The organism is Microbacterium sp. NPDC058342, assembly GCF_042723935.1.
GTDB lineage: Bacteria > Actinomycetota > Actinomycetes > Actinomycetales > Microbacteriaceae > Microbacterium.
The window spans coordinates 718,615-735,448 of record NZ_JBHXID010000001.1; the positions used below are offsets into that span (position 1 = coordinate 718,615).

Here is a 16,834-nt window from a genome sequence, read left to right on the forward strand (position 1 = left end):
GGGCGGATGCTCGGCAGCGTGGATGTGGCGCAAGTGGTCGCCTCGGCGCGTGGGATGCCGCGTGTTGCGCCACATCGGCGGCCGGGGGCTGGCCGGCGCGCGCGGGGCGGATGCTCGGGCAGCGTGGATGTGGCGCAGATGGTGCTTTCGGAATGTGGGATGCCGCGTGTTGCGCCACATCGGCGGGGGATGGTGACAGCGAGGGGTAGAGGGCACATAGGGGAGGAGGGACATATGGGACAGGAGGGGAGGGGCGCGAAGGGACCGCGCGCGGGCGAGCCTCAGGGTCGCTCGGTATCCTGAGGGCACGTATCGGACCGGGCGGCATATGTCTCGGGGATCGAAGGGGCTGGCCATCACCGACTCGAATGCACCGCGCACGCGCCGGGAACGGCGCTACGACGGCACACTGGCCGACCTCGACCCCGATCTCGCGCCCTCCGACGACGACGCGGATGAGCCGCGCCGTCGACGCCGCTGGCCCTGGGTGGTGCTGGCGATCTTCCTGCTGCTGGTGGCCGCGGCGGTCTTCGCGGGGATCTTCCTCATCCAGGCGCTGCAGGTGAAGGACGACCTTCAGGCGGCCAAGAGCAGGATCTCGAAGGTCGTCCCGCTCATGAAAGAGGGCGACGCCGACGCCGTCGAGGCTCTCTCGAAAGACGTGCTGAAGTACACCTCGTCGGCGGATGAGACGGTCGGCAGCCCGCTCTGGCAGTTCGCGAGTGCCATCCCGTGGGTCGGGGCGAACGTCACGGCGGTCAGCGAGACGACCCAGGCCACCCACGTGCTCGTGCGCGATGCGCTCCCGCTCGCGCTCGAGCTCATCCCTCTCGCCGACCCCGACAACTTCAAGGTCGAGGGCGGGGGCATCAACCTCGAGCCGTTCCGCGTCGCCCAGCCTCAGCTGCCGGCGCTGCGGGGCGTGTTCGACGAGGCGAAATCGCACATCGACCGCATCGACCTCGACGCGATCCATCCCTTCGTCAAGGAGAACATCGGTCAGTTGGTCGACGTCGTCGACCAGGCGACGCCGGCGATCGCGTTCGCCGAGAAGAACCTCCCGATGCTCTTGGCCGTGCTCGGCGATGACGGGCCGCGCAACTACGCGCTCCTGTTCCAGAACAACGCCGAGATCCGGGCGACCGGCGGCAACCCCGGCGCCGGTGCCGTGCTGCACGTCGAGAACGGGAAGGTGCGGATGCGCACCGACGCGGCGGCGCTGAGGTTCGTCACCGAGGGGCCGCGGGGCTGGCATCCGCAGTCGCTTCCGGATGCCTCGAAGATGACCATCTTCGAGACCGACACGTGGAAGTACTCGCAGAACTACACGCGCACGCCCGACTTCGCCGACACGGCACACATGATGAGCGGGCTGTGGTCCCGCACCGCGGGCGGGCGCCTCGACGGGATCATCTCGGTCGATCCCGTCGCGCTGTCGTACATGCTCGAGGTCGCCGGTTCGGTCAGCGTCGCCGGCGAGAGCACACCCGTCACGGCCGACAACGCGGTCAAGCTGCTGCTCAGCGACACGTACGAGCGCTTCGGCAGCGACGGCAGGCTCGCGGATGCCTACTTCGCGAAGGTCTCCGCCGCGGTGTTCTCGAAGATCATGAGCGGTGGGTGGGACCCGGTGAAGATGCTCGAACAGATGCAGAAGGCGGCCGACGAGCAGCGCGTCTACGCCTGGTTCGCCGATGAGGGTCAGGCGGCGATGGCGGCCGAGCTGGGCATCGACGGAGAAGTCACCGCCGACAACAAGGGGGTGACGCAGACCGGCATCTTCCTGAACGACGCCTCGCACTCCAAGCTCGAGTACTACCTCACCACGAAGCTGTCGGTGACCTGTTCGGCCGAGAAGCGCACGATGACGACGACGATCGAGATGCACAACTCGATCCCCGGTGCCGATCTCAGCTCGTACACGCTCGGCCAGCGCAACAGCAGCTGGGGCTATCCGCGGACGACGATGTTCCTCGACGTGATCGGCATGGCCCTGCCCGGTGGCGAGCTGGCCGGCACCGCCCCGAAGGCGGGGGAGCGCGACGGGTGGGATCGCACCGGAACGTACAACGGCCGGCAGGCGAAGAGCCTGTTCGTCACCCTCGCGAAGGACGAGACGAAGAAGGTTTCGTTCACGTCCACGGTGCCGAAGGACGCGACCGCGCCGCTGGAGGTGCGCTACTCGCCGACGGTCACGCAGACTCCGGTGACGATCGACGACTCGTGCTCGTCGATGTTCCCCGCGCCCTGAGTCGGGTCCGCCGCCTGAGTTGGGTCAGTGGCGACGGATGCTGTAAGCTGACTCTTTGGTGCCTGCCCTGCGGCTTGCTGCAGAAGCGGGTACGACGAACGTGAGCCCTCCACTGGCGTGTTTCGTCTCGCTTCGCTCGCTCAACAACGGGTGAGGTCGCGAGAACAAAACCACCCCGGAGTGGGATTCACGAACCTCTCCGTTCGAATCAAGAAAGCAGCACTATCGTGACGCGCACTTACACCCCGAAGGCCGGGCAGGTCCAGCGTGACTGGATCGTCATCGACGCCACCGACGTCGTTCTCGGCCGCCTGGCTTCGCACGCAGCAGCAATCCTGCGCGGCAAGCACAAGCCGACCTTCGCTCCCCACGTCGACACCGGTGACTTCGTCATCATCGTCAACGCCGAGAAGGTCGCCCTCACGGGTCAGAAGCTCCAGAAGAAGATGGCCTACCGCCACTCGGGCTACCCGGGCGGCCTGACGGCCACCTCGTACGCCGAGCTCCTCGAGAAGCACCCGGTTCGCGCCGTGGAGAAGGCCGTCCGCGGCATGCTCCCGAAGAACACCCTGGGCCGTCAGCAGCTCTCGAAGCTGAAGGTGTACGCCGGTGCCGAGCACCCGCACGCCGCTCAGCAGCCCACGCCGTACACCCTCGACCAGGTCGCCCAGTAAGCGCCTCTCAGATTTCAAAGGACATACTCGTGGCTGAAATCCAGGACACCAACGAATTCCCGCAGAACTTCTCCACCTCGAGCCCTGAGGCCGAGGTGGTGGAGTCGGCTCCCCGTCCGGTCCTCTCGGTTCCCGGCGCTGCCGTGGGCCGTCGCAAGCAGGCCATCGCCCGCGTGCGCCTGATCCCCGGCTCGGGCACCATCACGATCAACGGTCGTACCCTCGAGGACTACTTCCCGAACAAGCTGCACCAGCAGCTGATCAACGACCCGTTCACGGCGCTGAACCTCGCCGGTGCGTACGACGTCATCGCCCGCATCTCGGGTGGCGGCGACTCGGGTCAGGCCGGTGCTCTGCGCCTGGGCATCGCCCGCGCGCTGAACAACATCGACGCCGAGAACAACCGTCCGACCCTCAAGAAGGCCGGCTTCCTCTCGCGCGACGCTCGCGTCATCGAGCGCAAGAAGGCCGGTCTCAAGAAGGCCCGCAAGGCTCCTCAGTACTCGAAGCGCTGATCCGCTCAGCTCCTTCGATGGCACTGTTCGGTACCGACGGCGTGCGGGGGCTGGCCAACGGCCCCCTCACCGCCGAACTTGCGCTCTCCCTGGCCCAGGCGACTGCCGTCGTTCTGGGCCAGGGGCGTATCGCCGACGCGCGTCGCGCAGTCGGCAAGCGACTCACGGCCGTGGTCGCCCGTGACCCGCGGATCTCGGGTCAGTTCCTCAGCGCCGCGGTCGAGGCCGGGCTGGCCTCGTCGGGTGTGGACGTGCTGGATGCCGGCACGCTGCCGACACCTGCCGCGGCCTTCCTGATCTCCGACATCGACGCCGACTTCGGCGTGATGATCTCGGCGTCGCACAACCCTGCGCCGGACAACGGCATCAAGATCTTCGCCCGCGGCGGCGTGAAGCTGCCCGACCTGGTGGAGCAGCGCATCGAGTCGACGATGGCGGCCGGCACCAAGCTGCAGCCCACCGGCGCGGACGTGGGTCGCGTGCAGCGGTTCTCGGATGCTGAGGACCGCTACATCATGCACCTGCTGGCCTCGCTGCCGCACCGGCTCGACGGCATCCACGTGGTGCTCGACTGCGCCAACGGCGCGGCATCCGGCGCATCCCCCGAGGTGTTCCGCAACGCCGGCGCCAAGGTGACGGTCATCGGGGCCGACCCCGACGGGCTCAACATCAACGACGGCGTGGGCTCGACGCACCTCGACAAGCTGGCCGCGGAGGTCGTGCGCGTCGGCGCCGATGTGGGCATCGCCCACGACGGCGACGCGGACCGCTGCCTCGCGGTCGACGCCGACGGCAATGTCGTCGACGGCGACCAGATCATGGCGATCCTCGCCGTGGCGATGAAGAGCCGCGGAAAGCTCGCCGACGACACCCTGGTGGCCACGGTCATGAGCAACCTCGGGCTGCACGTGGCCATGCGCGAGCAAGGCATCACGGTGCGGCAGACGGCCGTCGGAGACCGCTACGTGCTCGAGGACATGAACGCCGGCGGCTACTCGCTGGGCGGAGAGCAGTCGGGCCACGTGATCATGAGCGCTTTCGCGACCACCGGTGATGGCCTGCTCACCGGTCTGCACCTGGTCGCCGAGATGGCGCGCACGAGGAAGTCGCTCGCCGAGCTGGCGTCGGTGATGACCGTGTACCCGCAGGTGATGATCAACGTGAAGGACGTCGACAAGGACGCCGTCTCGGCTCACACCGGCGTGCAGGAGGCGGTGAAGGCCGTCGAGGCCGAACTGGGCTCTTCGGGTCGCGTGCTGCTGCGCAAGTCGGGCACGGAGCCGCTCGTGCGGGTCATGGTCGAGGCGGCGGATGCCGAGTCCGCCAACGCGCATGCCGAGTCGCTCGCGGCGGTCGTGCGCACGCACCTGGCGTTGTGACGCTGTGCGGCGGCTCTCAGGGCCGCCGCATACGCTCGTCGTCGTAGGGGTGACGATGCAGGGGGGACAGATGGACGGACCACGGTTCGATCCTCTCGGCGCGCCGCCGCCGCTTCGCATTCCGCCTCGCGAAGCGTCGAGGCCGCCGGCGCCCTTGTGGGGTCGCGTGTCGACCTGGGTCATCGTCTACGGCGTGGTGCTCGCACTGATCGCCTTCTGGCCTCAACCGGTCGATTCCGGGGCCGGCCGGGTGCTGGGCTGGATCACCGCGCACTTCCCGCTGCTCACGTACGACCGGATCGAGTTCGGGGCGAACATCGTGCTGTTCGTGCCGTTCGGGATCGGGCTCGCGATGCTGCTGCCCACTCTGCGCTATCTGGTGCTGCCCGCGGCACTGCTCGCCTCACTGACCATCGAGTCGATGCAGGCGGTGCTGCTGGCCGCCCGCACCCCCAGCGTGTACGACATCATCGCGAACGTCTCAGGCGCCGCGCTCGGCCTCATCGCGACCGTGCTCGTCGAGGTGCTCATCCGGCGACGGGTGGTCGCGCAGGACTGATGTCCGGCCTCCTCGCACGCGAACCTCTTCGGTAACGACTGGGTAACGGGGACGATTGGTTCCGCGCGGCGCTTGCTGCCTGCGATGTTCGGGGATAGTGTGGCCGTCGCCTGCTTCTGCCGTTCCGATCGGCGGTCGCAGAGTGATCCGGAGTCGACGCAAGCAACTGGGGCAAGCGTCATGGGAGACATCCGGCACAGAGGGTCTGGGGACTCAAAATGGGGAAGTCATCGGGTCGGTTTGCCGTGCGCGCCGGCCAGACAGTCGTTGTCGGTCTGATCAGCGGTGCGCTGATGTTCGCGGGGGCGAGTGTCGCGCTCGGCGAGGATTCGCCGCCGGCGGATCAGCCGGCGGTCAGCGACCAGCAGACCGACGGCACGCCTGATGCGGGCGCGGACTCGCCGGCTCAGCCCGAACCGGTGAAGCAGCTCGACGCGACTGAGCAGCCTGAGCAGACGCCGCCGTCGTCTGAGCCGCAGCAGCCGGCGCAGGGCCAGCTTGGGGAGTCGGAGGGCAAGCCGCAGCAGACGCCGCAGAAGCCGGGCCGGAACGAGCAGACATCGCAGCATCAGCAGCAGAAGGCGGCTCAGCCCGAGCAGATGCCGGATTCGGATCCTCAGCAGAAGACGCCGTCGAGCGCCCCGTCGCCGGCCGCGGCAGCAGCTCTTCGGTGGGAGATGGTCGATCGCGATGGAGATCTCGTCGCCGGGGCGATCGTCACGCTGCAGGGTGCTCGCGACGAGACGATCGCCGATCAGGGCGACGACGAGCAGTGGGCGGACGCCGCAGAGACCGCCGTCGAGGACAACACCGGCCAGAGCGATTACTCCGGCGTCGATCTCGACCCGACGCCCGGTGCGTTCCAGGTGGAGCAGTTCGCCGACGAGGACGACCCGAAGGCCGTCGCAACCGCTGTTCAGCCGGACGCCGACTACCGCGTCCGCACCGCCCAGGCGACGGGGTACACGGTGGGCGACGCCACCGAGTGGACCGTTCTGGCGGCGTCGACGGAGACGACGCACGAGACGACGGACGTCGAGCTGATCCCGCTGGCCGCGCAGAGCAAAGCTGCCGCCGCGCTGCCGGATGCGGTCATCTCGCCACTGGCCGCGGGCCCCGAGGCCGGCGCGACGAAGCCGTACCTCTACTGGGAAGTGCGCGACCAGAGCAATGCCCTGCGCGGCGGTGCGACATTCCAGGTTCAGGGCCCGCGTACGTCTTCGTACTTCTGGCTCTGGGGCGAGTACGACGTGTCGTGGAACGGCGCCGCCACGGTGACCGACTGCACCTCCGCTCCCTGCACCGGCCTGGTGGATCAGGATCCGGATCCCGGTGAGTTCCTGGTCATCGAGATCGGCTCTCATCGAGTATCCGACAGCAATCGCTATCGCGTCCGCCAGCAGACAGCGCCGACGGGGTACTTCTTCACCGCCCCTGGCAACGCGTGGGCCGAGATTCCGGGCACGCGCGACACGCCGTCGGGCTGGTCGAATCAGGTCTACACCTTCAGCCCGTTCAAGGTGACCAAGGCCAGCAGTCTGATCCAGTGCACGCCCGGATACATCTATCAGATCTCCGGAAACGGATCGGTCGGACAGATCGCTCCGTCCGGGGCGATCACGAATGTCATCCCCGCTGCCGCCGGAGTGAGCAACCCGGACTTCAACGGCCTGGGTATCGGCTACGGTGGCTCACCGGTGTACGCCTACGACCGTTCCACTTCAGAGACAGCATCGATCTACAAGGTGAACGCGCAAGGCAGGTGGGAGTACACAGGCGACTTCTACGACACCGATCTGGGCAACTCGCTGGTCGCCGGCGCCGTGAACCTCTCCACCGGCAAGTACGTGTTCGGCGGATTCACTGACGACGGCTCTCGGTTCAAGCTCTGGCAGTACAACCCCGGCTCGTCCAGCACCTTCCAGTACCTCGGATACATCGAGACCAACTCCAGTTCGAGCGGCCAGAACGGCGATATCGCGTTCGACAACAGCGGCAACCTGTTCATCGTTCGTGGCAGTGGCACGTCGACGACCGTGTACAGCGTCCAGCCCGAAGATCTCGCGTCCCCCGCGCCCAACGGCAGGATCACGTCTTCGCCGTCGGCCGACAAGACCACGATGACGAGCGTCAACGGTGTCGCCTTCGACGCCAACGGCAAAGCGTTCCTCGGTGCCGGCAGCGAGATGCGCCGATACGCCATGCCGAACTGGGCGTACGAGAGCGCGCCGACGAGCAGCATGAGCGACAGCAAGGACCTTGCTTCGTGCGGCTCGCCGGCGACCATCACGCTGCGCAAGAATGTGCAGGGGCGCAATGCCGCGAGTGATCAGTTCAAGCTCACGCTCAAGCAGGGGGCCACCGAGCTCGGCACGGCCACGACGACGGGCACAGTCAACGGCATCCAGCCTCAGCAGGTGGGCCCGCAGGCGACTGTGCGCAACGTGACGCTCTCCTTCACGGAGGCTGCGGCGGGCACCACGGACCTCAGCAAGTACGCGACCAGCTACGTCTGCACCGTCGACGGCGAGCCGCTGGGCACCTCTGGCTCCGGTACGACGGGCACTGTCACCATCCCGGCATCCGGCGACAGCATCGTCTGCACGTTCACGAATGCGCCGCTGGTGACGGATGTCACCGTCAGCAAGCGGGTGCAGGACAGCGAGAGCGGTAACCCGCAGCCCGGGGTCGGCTGGACCGTCGGCGCTGCCGTCAGCGGAGCCCAGAACGGCACCGTCACACCCAGCGGCACGCTGACGAAGTCGACGGGCCAGAACGGTTCCGCGGCTTGGAAACTGCAGTACAGCAAGGCGAACACCACCGCCGACATCGTGATCTCCGAGACCCAGCAGAGCGGTTACCAGTTCGTCGAGGGCACCTGCGCGGTGACCCGCAGCGATGGGTCCACGACCGTGGTCGCTCTGGCTGACGAAGCCGGCAGCAAGCTCGAGGACGTTCCGGCTGGCTCTTCGGTGAACTGCGAGATCGTCAACAAGCAGACGCGTCCGACTCTCACCCTGGTGAAGGTCGTCGACAGCCCCGCCGCGGGAACGGGTTACGCAGGGCCCGAGGTCTGGACCCTGACCGCGACCGGTTCGGGCAAGGCGCAGGGCACCGTCGTGACAGGCACCTCGAGTACTCCGGCGGTCACGTCGCAGACCGTCCCCGCGGGAACCTACGCGCTCACGGAGCAGTTCTCGGGGACACCGTCGTCCGGCGACGGATACCGCTGGACGAGTGTGGTCTGCCTTGACGGGAACCAGAACGAGGTCGCTCGCGGCACGGTGCAGGATGGCGTCGTCACCGCGGCATCCGTCACGCTGGCGGCCGGACTTGACGTGACGTGCACGTACACGAACACGCCGAAGCCAGGTGCCGTGACCTGGGTCAAGGTCGATCAGGACGCATCGACGACCTTGCTCGCCGGCTCGGTCTGGAAGCTCGCCGGCCCGGGGCTGGCACCCGGCGGTGCGACGGTCGAGGACTGCCTCGAGACGAATTCTGCGGACTGCACCGGCCTGGACAAGGATCCCGCCGCGGGCGGCTTCCGCATCGAGGGTCTGCTCTGGGGTGACTACACGCTCACCGAGACCTCCGCGCCGCTGGGATACGTACTCGACGCCGCACCGCACCTGTTCACGATCAGCGGCGCCGCGCTCACTGCGGAGCTCGCGCCGATCACGAACGCCGCAGGCACGCCGCCGACTCTGCCGCTGACCGGCGGGCTCAGCAGCGACTTCTACTCCCTGCTCGGCCTCGGCGTGCTGCTGCTCGCTTTCGCGCTGCTGATGGTGCGCCGGGTGTGGCTGCGCAGGCGCGCAGCATCCGCTCTCGGGGGCGCGATGACGGACTGACACACGGCAGCCGACTCACGTATCGACAACTCATTCATCCATTCCCACTCCCTCGTCGACTGGGGCGACGGAGAGAAACCGAAAGAAGAAGGACACATGGAAACCAAGAAGAGCACGCTTCGGCGGCTGGCCAGCACTGGGGGAGTGCTTGCGCTGGTCCTGGCAGGAGCGATCGGCGGGGCCGGTATGGCCAGCGCGACGGAAGTGCCGGTCGACGGCACCGCGCCGGGCAACGCACCCGCGGGTTCGGTGGGCACGCTCGTCGTGCACAAGCACGTGGGCACGACCACCACCAACCCCAACAACGGCACCCAGCAGACGGTCGATCGCCTGCCGCTCGCCGGCGCCGGCTTCACCGTCTGCAAGGTGGGCGAGCTGAGCACGTCGGCAGATTGGGAAGCCGTCGCCGCACTCGAGGTCGATGACTACACCTGCACGCAAGCCACCGCAGGCAGTGCGACGATGACGACGATCGCTGACGGCAGTGCGACCTTCGAGCACCTGCCGATCGGTCTGTACAAGGTCGTGGAGACGACGGTTCCCGCCGGCGCGACGGGTTCACTGGACTTCCTGGTGGCTCTGCCGTTCCCGTCGAAGGACACGACAGTCACGCCCGCCACCAGCAACTGGTTGTGGACGGTGCACACCTACCCGAAGAACACGATCACGCCGACGAGCAGCAAGACGGTCGCGGACCCGGGCACCCACGGTCTCGGCTCTCTCGTCCCGTGGACGATCAAGAGCAACCCGCTCGGCTCGCTCAACAACGGTCAGGCGCTGACGGCGTACGCGCTGGTCGATGACCTCAACGACCACCTGCGATACGAGGAGACGACCTCGCTGGTGAGCGTCGCTCCCGGCGGCGTGGAGACACCTGTTCCGTCCGGCATGGCGACGATCCCGACGGCGTCGGCAGCAGCGGGTGGCACCGTCACGGTGACGTTCGACCCCGCCTATGTCAACAGCCTCCCGACCGGTACCTACTTCAGGTGGCAGCTGACCACCGAGGTGACCGGCATCGGCGCTCTGGAGAACAAGGCGTTCGAGAACCCCGGTACCGGAAACCAGGAGGTCGGCAGTGCGACGACGGTCTGGGGCGCGATGCGACTGCTGAAGGTCGATGCCACCGCTCAGACCACCGGCCTTGCCGGCGCGGAGTTCCAGGTGTTCGACGTGAACGGCCAGGGCACCTGCGTGGGTGACCTCGGCGCGGCGATCAGCGTCGACGACGGCACGACCACGGCGTCGACGTTCGTCTCGGACGCGAATGGCGTCGTCGAGGTCGCTGGCCTGTACGTCGGTCAGGCGGGCGCGAACTCGCACGACTACTGCGTGAAGGAGACCAAGGCGCCCGCCGGTTACACGGCGGCTACCGCGGCGTTCCTGGTGACGGTGCACCCGGGCGCCGTCGCTCAGGGCGAGTACAGCGCCGACGCGGTGCTGAACACCCCGGTGAACGGACCGATGCTGCCGCTGACGGGAAGCAACGGCACCCTGTGGTTCACGGTCGGCGGAATCGCGCTGATCGTCATCGCCGCCGGCGGCCTGCTGATGATGCGGCGGTCACGCAGCCACGGATGATCACGTGGTGCTGATCGCATGAACCCGGGGCGGGAAGGAGCATCCTTCCCGCCCCGGGCATGACCACGGATACGTGGGCCGGGAGGAGACGCGATGGTGATGACGATCGAGGAGTCGCAGACGCCGCCGGAGGCCCCGGTGCCGTCGCGGCGGAAGTGGCGGATGCCCTGGGGCATGCTGGCTGTTGCGATCGTGATGCTCGTCGGCGTGGGGCTGCTGGAGTATCCGATCGCGGCCGGCTGGATATCGCAGTATCACCAGTCGCAGCTGATCGTCGACGTGTCGTCCGAACTGCAGCAAGAGCCGTCGCCCGAGCTGGACGATCAGCTCCAGAGCGCGCATGAGTACAACGATCTTCTGGAGAGCGGTGCTCTGCTCGAGCCGAATGCTAACAAGCCGACCTCCGATGCCGGAGGAGTGGGCGCATTCGAGTACGACTCACTGCTGCGCGCGACATCGACGGGGGTGATGGGCAGGTTGCGCATTCCGGCGATCGATGTGGATCTGCCGATCTATCACGGCACCTCCGATGCAACGCTCGCAAAGGGCGTCGGCCACCTGGAGGGAACCTCGCTGCCGGTGGGCGGCAGATCGCAGCACTCGGTTCTCACGGCACACCGTGGTCTGCCCGAGGCGACTCTGTTCAACGACCTCAACAGGCTGGAGGTCGGTGACCGGTTCGTGGTGGAGGTGTTCGGTGAGGTCCTCACCTATCAAGTGATCGACACCAAGACGGTTGAGCCGGAGGACACCGACACACTGCGCGCCGTTGCCGGTGAAGATCTGATGACCTTGGTCACCTGTACGCCACTCGGCATCAACACGCACCGGTACCTGGTCACGGGCGAACGCGTGACTCCCACGCCGATCACGGACCTGCAGAACGCGGGGAACTCGCCCGAGATCCCCGGGTTCGCCTGGTGGGCGCTGGTGCTCGCACTGTCGGTACTGGTGGCCCTCGCGCTGGTGGTCGGGGCGGGATTCGCCAGGCGGCCGTCAGGCCGCCGACCCGTGGATGCTCCGACGAACCAATAGGCCAGGGCGCCGACGGTTCGGAGGCTGCGCAGAGACCGCGTCGCGAACGCGTCAGGCTCGGCGCTCGGCCTCATCGCGACGGTGGGGCCGGGGCTGCCGCAACGGCTTCGGTCGCCGCGTCACGAATCCCATCAGCCATTCCACGGGCCCGGTGCCCACATACCTCCACCAGAGCCAGGCGATCAGGCCCATCCCCGGCACGATGAGCAGCCAACCCACGGGTATGTTGTGATCCGGCCGCCCCAGCCCGTTGTTCCACGCGGCGATCACCGCGACATGAAGCAGATAGAGGCTGAGCGCCAGCTGCCCCCAGGCGCGCACGGGCGTGACTACCGCGTCGCGAACACGCAGGTTACGCGGGCTCGCCTTCGCGGTGACGATGAGCACGATCAGCACGTACACCGCGAAGACCAGCCCGGCGTCGTGCAACGTGTCGAAGTAGTCGCCGGTCGTGACGGGTACGAGATCGAGGGCCTTGATAGCCGTCGCCGGCAGGTACATGACCGGCGCCAACACCGCCATCGTCCACAGGAAGCCGTCGCGCTTCAGCCCTCGCCTGATGAGCAGCGCGCCCAGCAGGAAGAACGGCAGAAGGTTCATCACGCGATAGTGGTTGCCGTTGAGCGTCCAATCGGCGAGCGAGGAGGCGGCCTGACCCTGAGCGAAGAACCACCAGGCGCCTTCGCGTGCGGCGGAGACGACCGGCTGGCTGATCACCAGGACGAAAAGGGCGACCGCCCACAGCATTCTCGTTCCGAGCAGCAGAAGCGGCACGCCGACGACGAGCAGCACGCCCAGCGGCTGCAGCACGATCGCGACCCAGGATCCCCAGCTCGCCATCCACAGTCCGAGCAGGACCAGGATGATCCCACGGACGATCTGCTGCATCAGGGTCACCGGGGTGCTTCGGCTGCGATTCCAGAGCAGTTGCGCCGACATCCCCATCACCAAGGCGAAGAGCGGCGATGCCAGGTCGTTGATGTTTCCGCTGAGGAAACGTGCGGCCCACGGCAGGTCGGGCAGGAACGGCGCGGCGTGCGCGATGAGCATCGCCAGGATCGCGACTCCGCGCAGAACATCGGGAACGATCAGGCGTTTGGCGTGCCCGTCATCTGACGACATTCGACTCTCCATCTCGCCCCAGCCTGGCCAGCCTATCGAGCCTCTACCGGATCCTCATCGACCTTTGCCGGCGTCGTACGGCGACGACGGGTCGTAGGGGGTGCCGCCGCTGAACCGCTGCGGGTCATCGGGTGAAGGTCGCCGCACGCCTCAACGGTGGAGGCGTGGTGCAGGCGCACATCGTGCCGCTGCGCCGCTTCGAGCAGGGAACTTCAGAGGGAGCCGATCTCACCGCGGCGCAGCTCGCGTAGCAGCGCCTGCGGCGGGCGGAGTGAGCCGGGGAGCGTGGAGAAGGGCCGTGCTGCGCCGAAGCCGGCGAGCGTGGGCCGCAGCGACGAACGTTCGCGCCGCACGAGTCCGAGCCGGAGGAGCCAGGTCAGCCGCTGTTGAAAGCGCATCCCGCGGAAAGGTCCGAAGATCGGCGTTGCGGCAAACAGCGTCGCCTCGGTCGCGGGTGCAGGTTGCTGCAGTTCGTATTCGATGAGGGTGTTCAGGAGATCCCAGTGCCGCGCGTGCAGCGTGTGCCCGGTGCCTTCGCCTTTGCGGAGCTCCCGCTCGATGCTCGCATCGAGAGCATTCCGGCGGGCCGTTCGTTCCGCCTGCACCGGTCGCGAGGGCGCGGCACGGCGCTCATCGAGGATGGTCATATCTATGAGACTCCGATCCTCGGATTCTGTGACGCGACTTTCAGAAGTTCGTCGCGTATTTCTCTGGCCTGAGCCGACCGTGGGCGGTACCTCCGAGGCTGCCGGGCACCGGCCGAATGGAAGGCACGCCGCATGGCGACGGCATCCAGATATCCGGCGCTCCGGGCGATCTCGTCGAGCGACATGAAGCTCGCCTCGGCGGACCTGAGGAGTGCGATCGCTGCCTGCACTCGTGCTCGGCGCATCTCTGTGCTGAGGCTCTGACCTGCATCGGCGAAGACGCGCTGCAGGCTGCGCACCGATGTGCCGAGGCTGTCTGCGATGGTCTGTGTCGAGAGCCGGCGATCGCGTGCGAAGGCGGCGATATGGGCGCGGGCCCGACGAAGCACGGAGCGCTCAGACGTGGATCTGCTTCGCGACGCTTCGATGGTGAGCACGACCGACGACAGCATCTCGGTGATGAGGGTCTCGGCGAAGTACGCGGCCATCGGCGCCCACGGGAGCGGCTGATCGACGAGACTGTTCAGAAACGACCAGGTCGGGACGCTGAGAATGCCGCCCACGAGCACCCGCTTCGACACGGATTGTACGAAGCCGGGCAGCTCGCACAGTGAGGATGCGGGTACCGTCACGGCTGTGAGCTGGCCTGATCCCATCGCGCGGATCCGGTACGCCTGAGAGAGCTGGAGCAGAAAGGTCTCACCCGCCGGCACGCGCACGGCGCTGCCGTCGGCGGTAGAGATGTCGAGGTCCGCCGCGGTGGCCCTCGCGAGCAGGACCCACGGGTCGTGGCGGCCCCCTGGACGCAGCCCGAGCGTTCGGGGGCCGAAGTCACACCGCAGGATGTCTATGTCGCCGAGGCCGACGCCCGAGAAGTGTCGCAGGTCGTATGGCCCCTGGTCGATGATCAGCTTCGCGATTCTGGGTACGACGTCGTTGATTCCGCGGACGTCGGGAGCGAGATGGCCGGTCGTGCGCCTGGTCATGCCGTCAACCTGGCTTGGGCCTGCCGCATCAGGCGGTGGATCGCTTCAGCACCGACAGCCGGTCCGCTCTCGAATCGCGCCGACTCCCCGCCGTCCACCAAGATGGCGGACGGAAAGGTGCGCACCAGCGCCTCGGCGCCGAGCGCACCTTCGCGATCGTGATAGATGTGCGCCCCGAGTGCTGGGAACGAGCTGATCGCGTTGCGTGCTTCCACGTCTGTAATGACGCGCAGGCGGATCCCCTTGGACTCGAGGTCAGGGATCGCGTCGACGATGTCATCGGCCAGCGCATGGCATGCAGCGCAGCCAGCGCTCACGAAGACGAGCAGCGAGCGTTCGGCGCCGAACCAGTTGCGCACATCGTGGCCGACGCCGAACAGGTCGTGAAGGATGTGAACGCCCAATTCCGCACCGGTGGTGGAGTCGCGGTCGGCCTGCTGCTCGCAGGCATTGGATGGGAGAGCTGAAGACTGCAGTGTCCCCATCGTCGTGAGCACGGCAACGACGCCGAGGACCAGCAGTCCCGTTTGATATATCGGAGCCTGTGTGCCCAACGCGCCGAGCGCCTGGAACAGCGACCCACGAGAGCTCTCGGTCAGCACGAGCACGGAGAGCGCGATCAAGCCCGCGTTCCGCACGACCGTTGCGGGTCCGATGGATGAGCGGTCGAGCCTTCCGAAGCATCCGCATGCGCCGACAGCGCCGCGGAGCAGCGCGCGCAGGACCACCGCAAGAAAGGCGATGAATAGCGTGGTGCATAGTGCGGAGACCATGATCGATCCCGGTGCGGGTGCGAGTACAAGCGCCGTGGCCAGCACCAGTTCTGCGACTGGCACCCCGAGAACGAACAGCGGTCGTTGCATCGACGCAGGCATGCCCACCACATTGAAGCCGGTGCGAGTGGCAGCCGGTGAGGTGAGTTTGAGCATCCCGCTCGCCGCAAGCACCCCGATCAGGCACGTCAGTGCCAGAGCGTACAGTGAATCGCTCATCGTCGACTCCCCCGAATGACGATCTAAGCCCGGGGCTTCCCCACGAAGCCCCCAAGGCGTCTTCCCCAGGACGCCACTGGTCTTCCCTCGTCCCCCGACTCGGGAAGACCAGTGCGCTGAGGGCGGCGAGCGGTCCCGTCGCCCTCGATGTCAGCTGATCTCTCAGCTGGTCTGACGCTGGCAGGTCGCCACCGTGGCGATTCCCAGGGTGACACCGGTGATCTGCATGCCCGCGGCGTTGTTGGCCGAGTCTGCGTCCTCACCGAGGTAGGCGAGATACCAGGTCTGTGCGGCGAAGATGCCGACGCCGGTGAACTTCACGTCCAGCGGAGTTGTGGGCGTGATGTCGCGGGTGGTGCGGAAGGTCCAGGCGTTCGATCCCGTGCCCAGAAGGTCCAGTGCGGACCCGACGGAGCCGTCCACGTTCCACGACCCGGGTGCGAGCGTCGCAACGCTCGAGCCGTACATCAGGAACGTCGTGCCGCGCGGAATGGTGCCCCCGACGACGCCGATGCGGAAGGTGGGAATCGAACCGAGCGTCAGCCAGTCGCACTTCTGCAGCTTGACCTGGATGTCGTAGTCGACCTTGGTCACGTTCGGGACGTTGTCGTCGCCGGAGTCGAAACAGATGAACGCTCCGAGCAGATCGCCGATGCCGACGCCCCCCCCGCGGTCATGATCGCGATGTTGTCGTCCTGCACAGCGTCCGGCGTGATGATCCTGGAGGTGTACACGCCCACGATATTCACGGTGAAGCCCTTGAGGCCGATCGTGAACTCGCTCGGCAGGTTCGGGTCGTTGGCGGCGTAATCCTGAGTCAGCTCGAACGTGGCGGTGTTGCCGCCGATGTTGAGCAGGCTGATGCCGTTGGCTCCGCCGAGTTCGAAGTTGCCGGCGTTGATGGCTGCCAAGCCGCCGAAGGTGATCTGTATCTGCGTCCCTGCCTTGATGACACCGTCGGTCACGGTGTAGCGGAAGCCCGGGAAGTTGCTCCCCGCGATTCCCAGCGTGATGAGCTCGCAGTCGACCGTCTCGACCTTGAGGTTGTTGTTCTGTGTCGACGCCGCGAACGCCGGAGCGGCGGTGCTCAGCGCGATCACCGGTACCGACCAGGCAGCGCCCTTGACGACGGTCCGGCGGCTCACGCCCGTCGCACCCTGAATTTCTTTCCCCATGTTGTCCCTTTCGTTTGTCATACGACAACGCCCCCTTGTCTAACTGCGGCTCTGAAGGAGAGAC

The 16,834-nt window shown here is 67.1% G+C and carries 14 protein-coding genes and 1 pseudogene; 8 read left to right on the top strand and 7 right to left on the bottom strand.

What is annotated here, in order from left to right; genetic code table 11:
• Window positions 1–328: 328 nt before the first annotated feature.
• The 8 genes from ACFWHT_RS03240 (at window position 329) to ACFWHT_RS03275 (ending at window position 11,848) form a co-directional block, all read left to right on the top strand.
• Window positions 329–2,251, top strand: coding sequence for a DUF4012 domain-containing protein (locus tag ACFWHT_RS03240; protein WP_378825408.1), 1,923 nt, complete (start codon window positions 329–331; stop codon window positions 2,249–2,251).
• Window positions 2,252–2,478: 227 nt separating this feature from the next.
• The gene (gene rplM / locus ACFWHT_RS03245; RefSeq protein ID WP_378825411.1) at window positions 2,479–2,925 is read left to right on the top strand and encodes a 50S ribosomal protein L13; all 447 of its coding nucleotides are present in this window, start codon (window positions 2,479–2,481) and stop codon (window positions 2,923–2,925) included.
• Window positions 2,926–2,954: 29 nt separating this feature from the next.
• Window positions 2,955–3,440, top strand: coding sequence for a 30S ribosomal protein S9 (gene rpsI / locus ACFWHT_RS03250; RefSeq protein WP_378825413.1), 486 nt, complete (start codon window positions 2,955–2,957; stop codon window positions 3,438–3,440).
• Window positions 3,441–3,457: 17 nt separating this feature from the next.
• Window positions 3,458–4,819, top strand: a complete 1,362-nt coding sequence (glmM, locus tag ACFWHT_RS03255) for a phosphoglucosamine mutase (RefSeq protein ID WP_378825415.1) — start codon at window positions 3,458–3,460, stop codon at window positions 4,817–4,819.
• A 166-nt stretch (window positions 4,820–4,985) separates the two neighbouring features.
• Window positions 4,986–5,378 carry a VanZ family protein gene (locus ACFWHT_RS03260; protein WP_378825417.1) on the top strand — a complete coding sequence of 131 codons (393 nt, stop codon included), beginning with the start codon at window positions 4,986–4,988 and terminating at the stop codon, window positions 5,376–5,378.
• Between the two features lie 245 nt (window positions 5,379–5,623).
• Window positions 5,624–9,232, top strand: a complete 3,609-nt coding sequence (locus tag ACFWHT_RS03265) for a SpaA isopeptide-forming pilin-related protein (RefSeq protein ID WP_378825420.1) — start codon at window positions 5,624–5,626, stop codon at window positions 9,230–9,232.
• A 96-nt stretch (window positions 9,233–9,328) separates the two neighbouring features.
• Window positions 9,329–10,813, top strand: coding sequence for a SpaH/EbpB family LPXTG-anchored major pilin (locus ACFWHT_RS03270; RefSeq protein WP_378825422.1), 1,485 nt, complete (start codon window positions 9,329–9,331; stop codon window positions 10,811–10,813).
• Window positions 10,814–10,912: 99 nt separating this feature from the next.
• On the top strand, window positions 10,913–11,848 hold the full coding sequence (locus ACFWHT_RS03275) for a class C sortase (RefSeq protein ID WP_378825424.1): 936 nt from the start codon (window positions 10,913–10,915) through the stop codon (window positions 11,846–11,848).
• A 51-nt stretch (window positions 11,849–11,899) separates the two neighbouring features.
• Here ACFWHT_RS03275 and ACFWHT_RS03280 read toward each other — a convergent pair whose 3' ends face one another.
• From ACFWHT_RS03280 to ACFWHT_RS03310, 7 genes and pseudogenes are all read right to left on the bottom strand, one after another.
• Window positions 11,900–12,970 carry an acyltransferase family protein gene (locus ACFWHT_RS03280; protein ID WP_378825427.1) on the bottom strand — a complete coding sequence of 357 codons (1,071 nt, stop codon included), beginning with the start codon at window positions 12,968–12,970 and terminating at the stop codon, window positions 11,900–11,902.
• 63 nt (window positions 12,971–13,033) lie between these two features.
• Window positions 13,034–13,179 (bottom strand): annotated as a pseudogene (locus ACFWHT_RS03285) (NAD-dependent epimerase/dehydratase family protein); the annotation flags it as partial.
• Between the two features lie 3 nt (window positions 13,180–13,182).
• Window positions 13,183–13,617 carry a hypothetical protein gene (locus tag ACFWHT_RS03290; RefSeq protein WP_378825429.1) on the bottom strand — a complete coding sequence of 145 codons (435 nt, stop codon included), beginning with the start codon at window positions 13,615–13,617 and terminating at the stop codon, window positions 13,183–13,185.
• A 2-nt stretch (window positions 13,618–13,619) separates the two neighbouring features.
• A complete protein-coding gene (locus ACFWHT_RS03295) occupies window positions 13,620–14,603 on the bottom strand; it encodes a helix-turn-helix domain-containing protein (RefSeq protein WP_378825431.1) in 984 nt (327 codons plus the stop codon).
• Window positions 14,600–15,595 (bottom strand): MauE/DoxX family redox-associated membrane protein, encoded by a 996-nt coding sequence (locus tag ACFWHT_RS03300; RefSeq protein WP_378825433.1) that lies wholly within the window; start codon window positions 15,593–15,595, stop codon window positions 14,600–14,602. The genes ACFWHT_RS03295 and ACFWHT_RS03300 overlap by 4 nt, the downstream gene beginning before the upstream one ends.
• A 162-nt stretch (window positions 15,596–15,757) precedes the next feature.
• Complete coding sequence (locus ACFWHT_RS03305; RefSeq protein WP_378825434.1) at window positions 15,758–16,189, bottom strand: hypothetical protein; 432 nt, start codon at window positions 16,187–16,189, stop codon at window positions 15,758–15,760.
• A complete protein-coding gene (locus ACFWHT_RS03310; protein ID WP_378825436.1) occupies window positions 16,186–16,740 on the bottom strand; it encodes a hypothetical protein in 555 nt (184 codons plus the stop codon). The genes ACFWHT_RS03305 and ACFWHT_RS03310 overlap by 4 nt, the downstream gene beginning before the upstream one ends.
• Window positions 16,741–16,834: the final 94 nt, after the last annotated feature.

What these genes read in the sequence shown, in the direction of transcription:
- ACFWHT_RS03270 (WP_378825422.1), top strand. Translation starts at nt 9,329, where the DNA reads ATGGAAACCAAGAAGAGCACGCTTCGGCGGCTGGCCAGCACTGGGGGA.
- ACFWHT_RS03290 (WP_378825429.1), bottom strand. Translation starts at nt 13,617, where the DNA reads ATGACCATCCTCGATGAGCGCCGTGCCGCGCCCTCGCGACCGGTGCAG.
- ACFWHT_RS03295 (WP_378825431.1), bottom strand. Translation starts at nt 14,603, where the DNA reads ATGACCAGGCGCACGACCGGCCATCTCGCTCCCGACGTCCGCGGAATC.
- ACFWHT_RS03240 (WP_378825408.1), top strand. Translation starts at nt 329, where the DNA reads ATGTCTCGGGGATCGAAGGGGCTGGCCATCACCGACTCGAATGCACCG.
- ACFWHT_RS03280 (WP_378825427.1), bottom strand. Translation starts at nt 12,970, where the DNA reads ATGTCGTCAGATGACGGGCACGCCAAACGCCTGATCGTTCCCGATGTT.
- ACFWHT_RS03275 (WP_378825424.1), top strand. Translation starts at nt 10,913, where the DNA reads ATGACGATCGAGGAGTCGCAGACGCCGCCGGAGGCCCCGGTGCCGTCG.
- ACFWHT_RS03300 (WP_378825433.1), bottom strand. Translation starts at nt 15,595, where the DNA reads ATGAGCGATTCACTGTACGCTCTGGCACTGACGTGCCTGATCGGGGTG.
- glmM (WP_378825415.1), top strand. Translation starts at nt 3,458, where the DNA reads ATGGCACTGTTCGGTACCGACGGCGTGCGGGGGCTGGCCAACGGCCCC.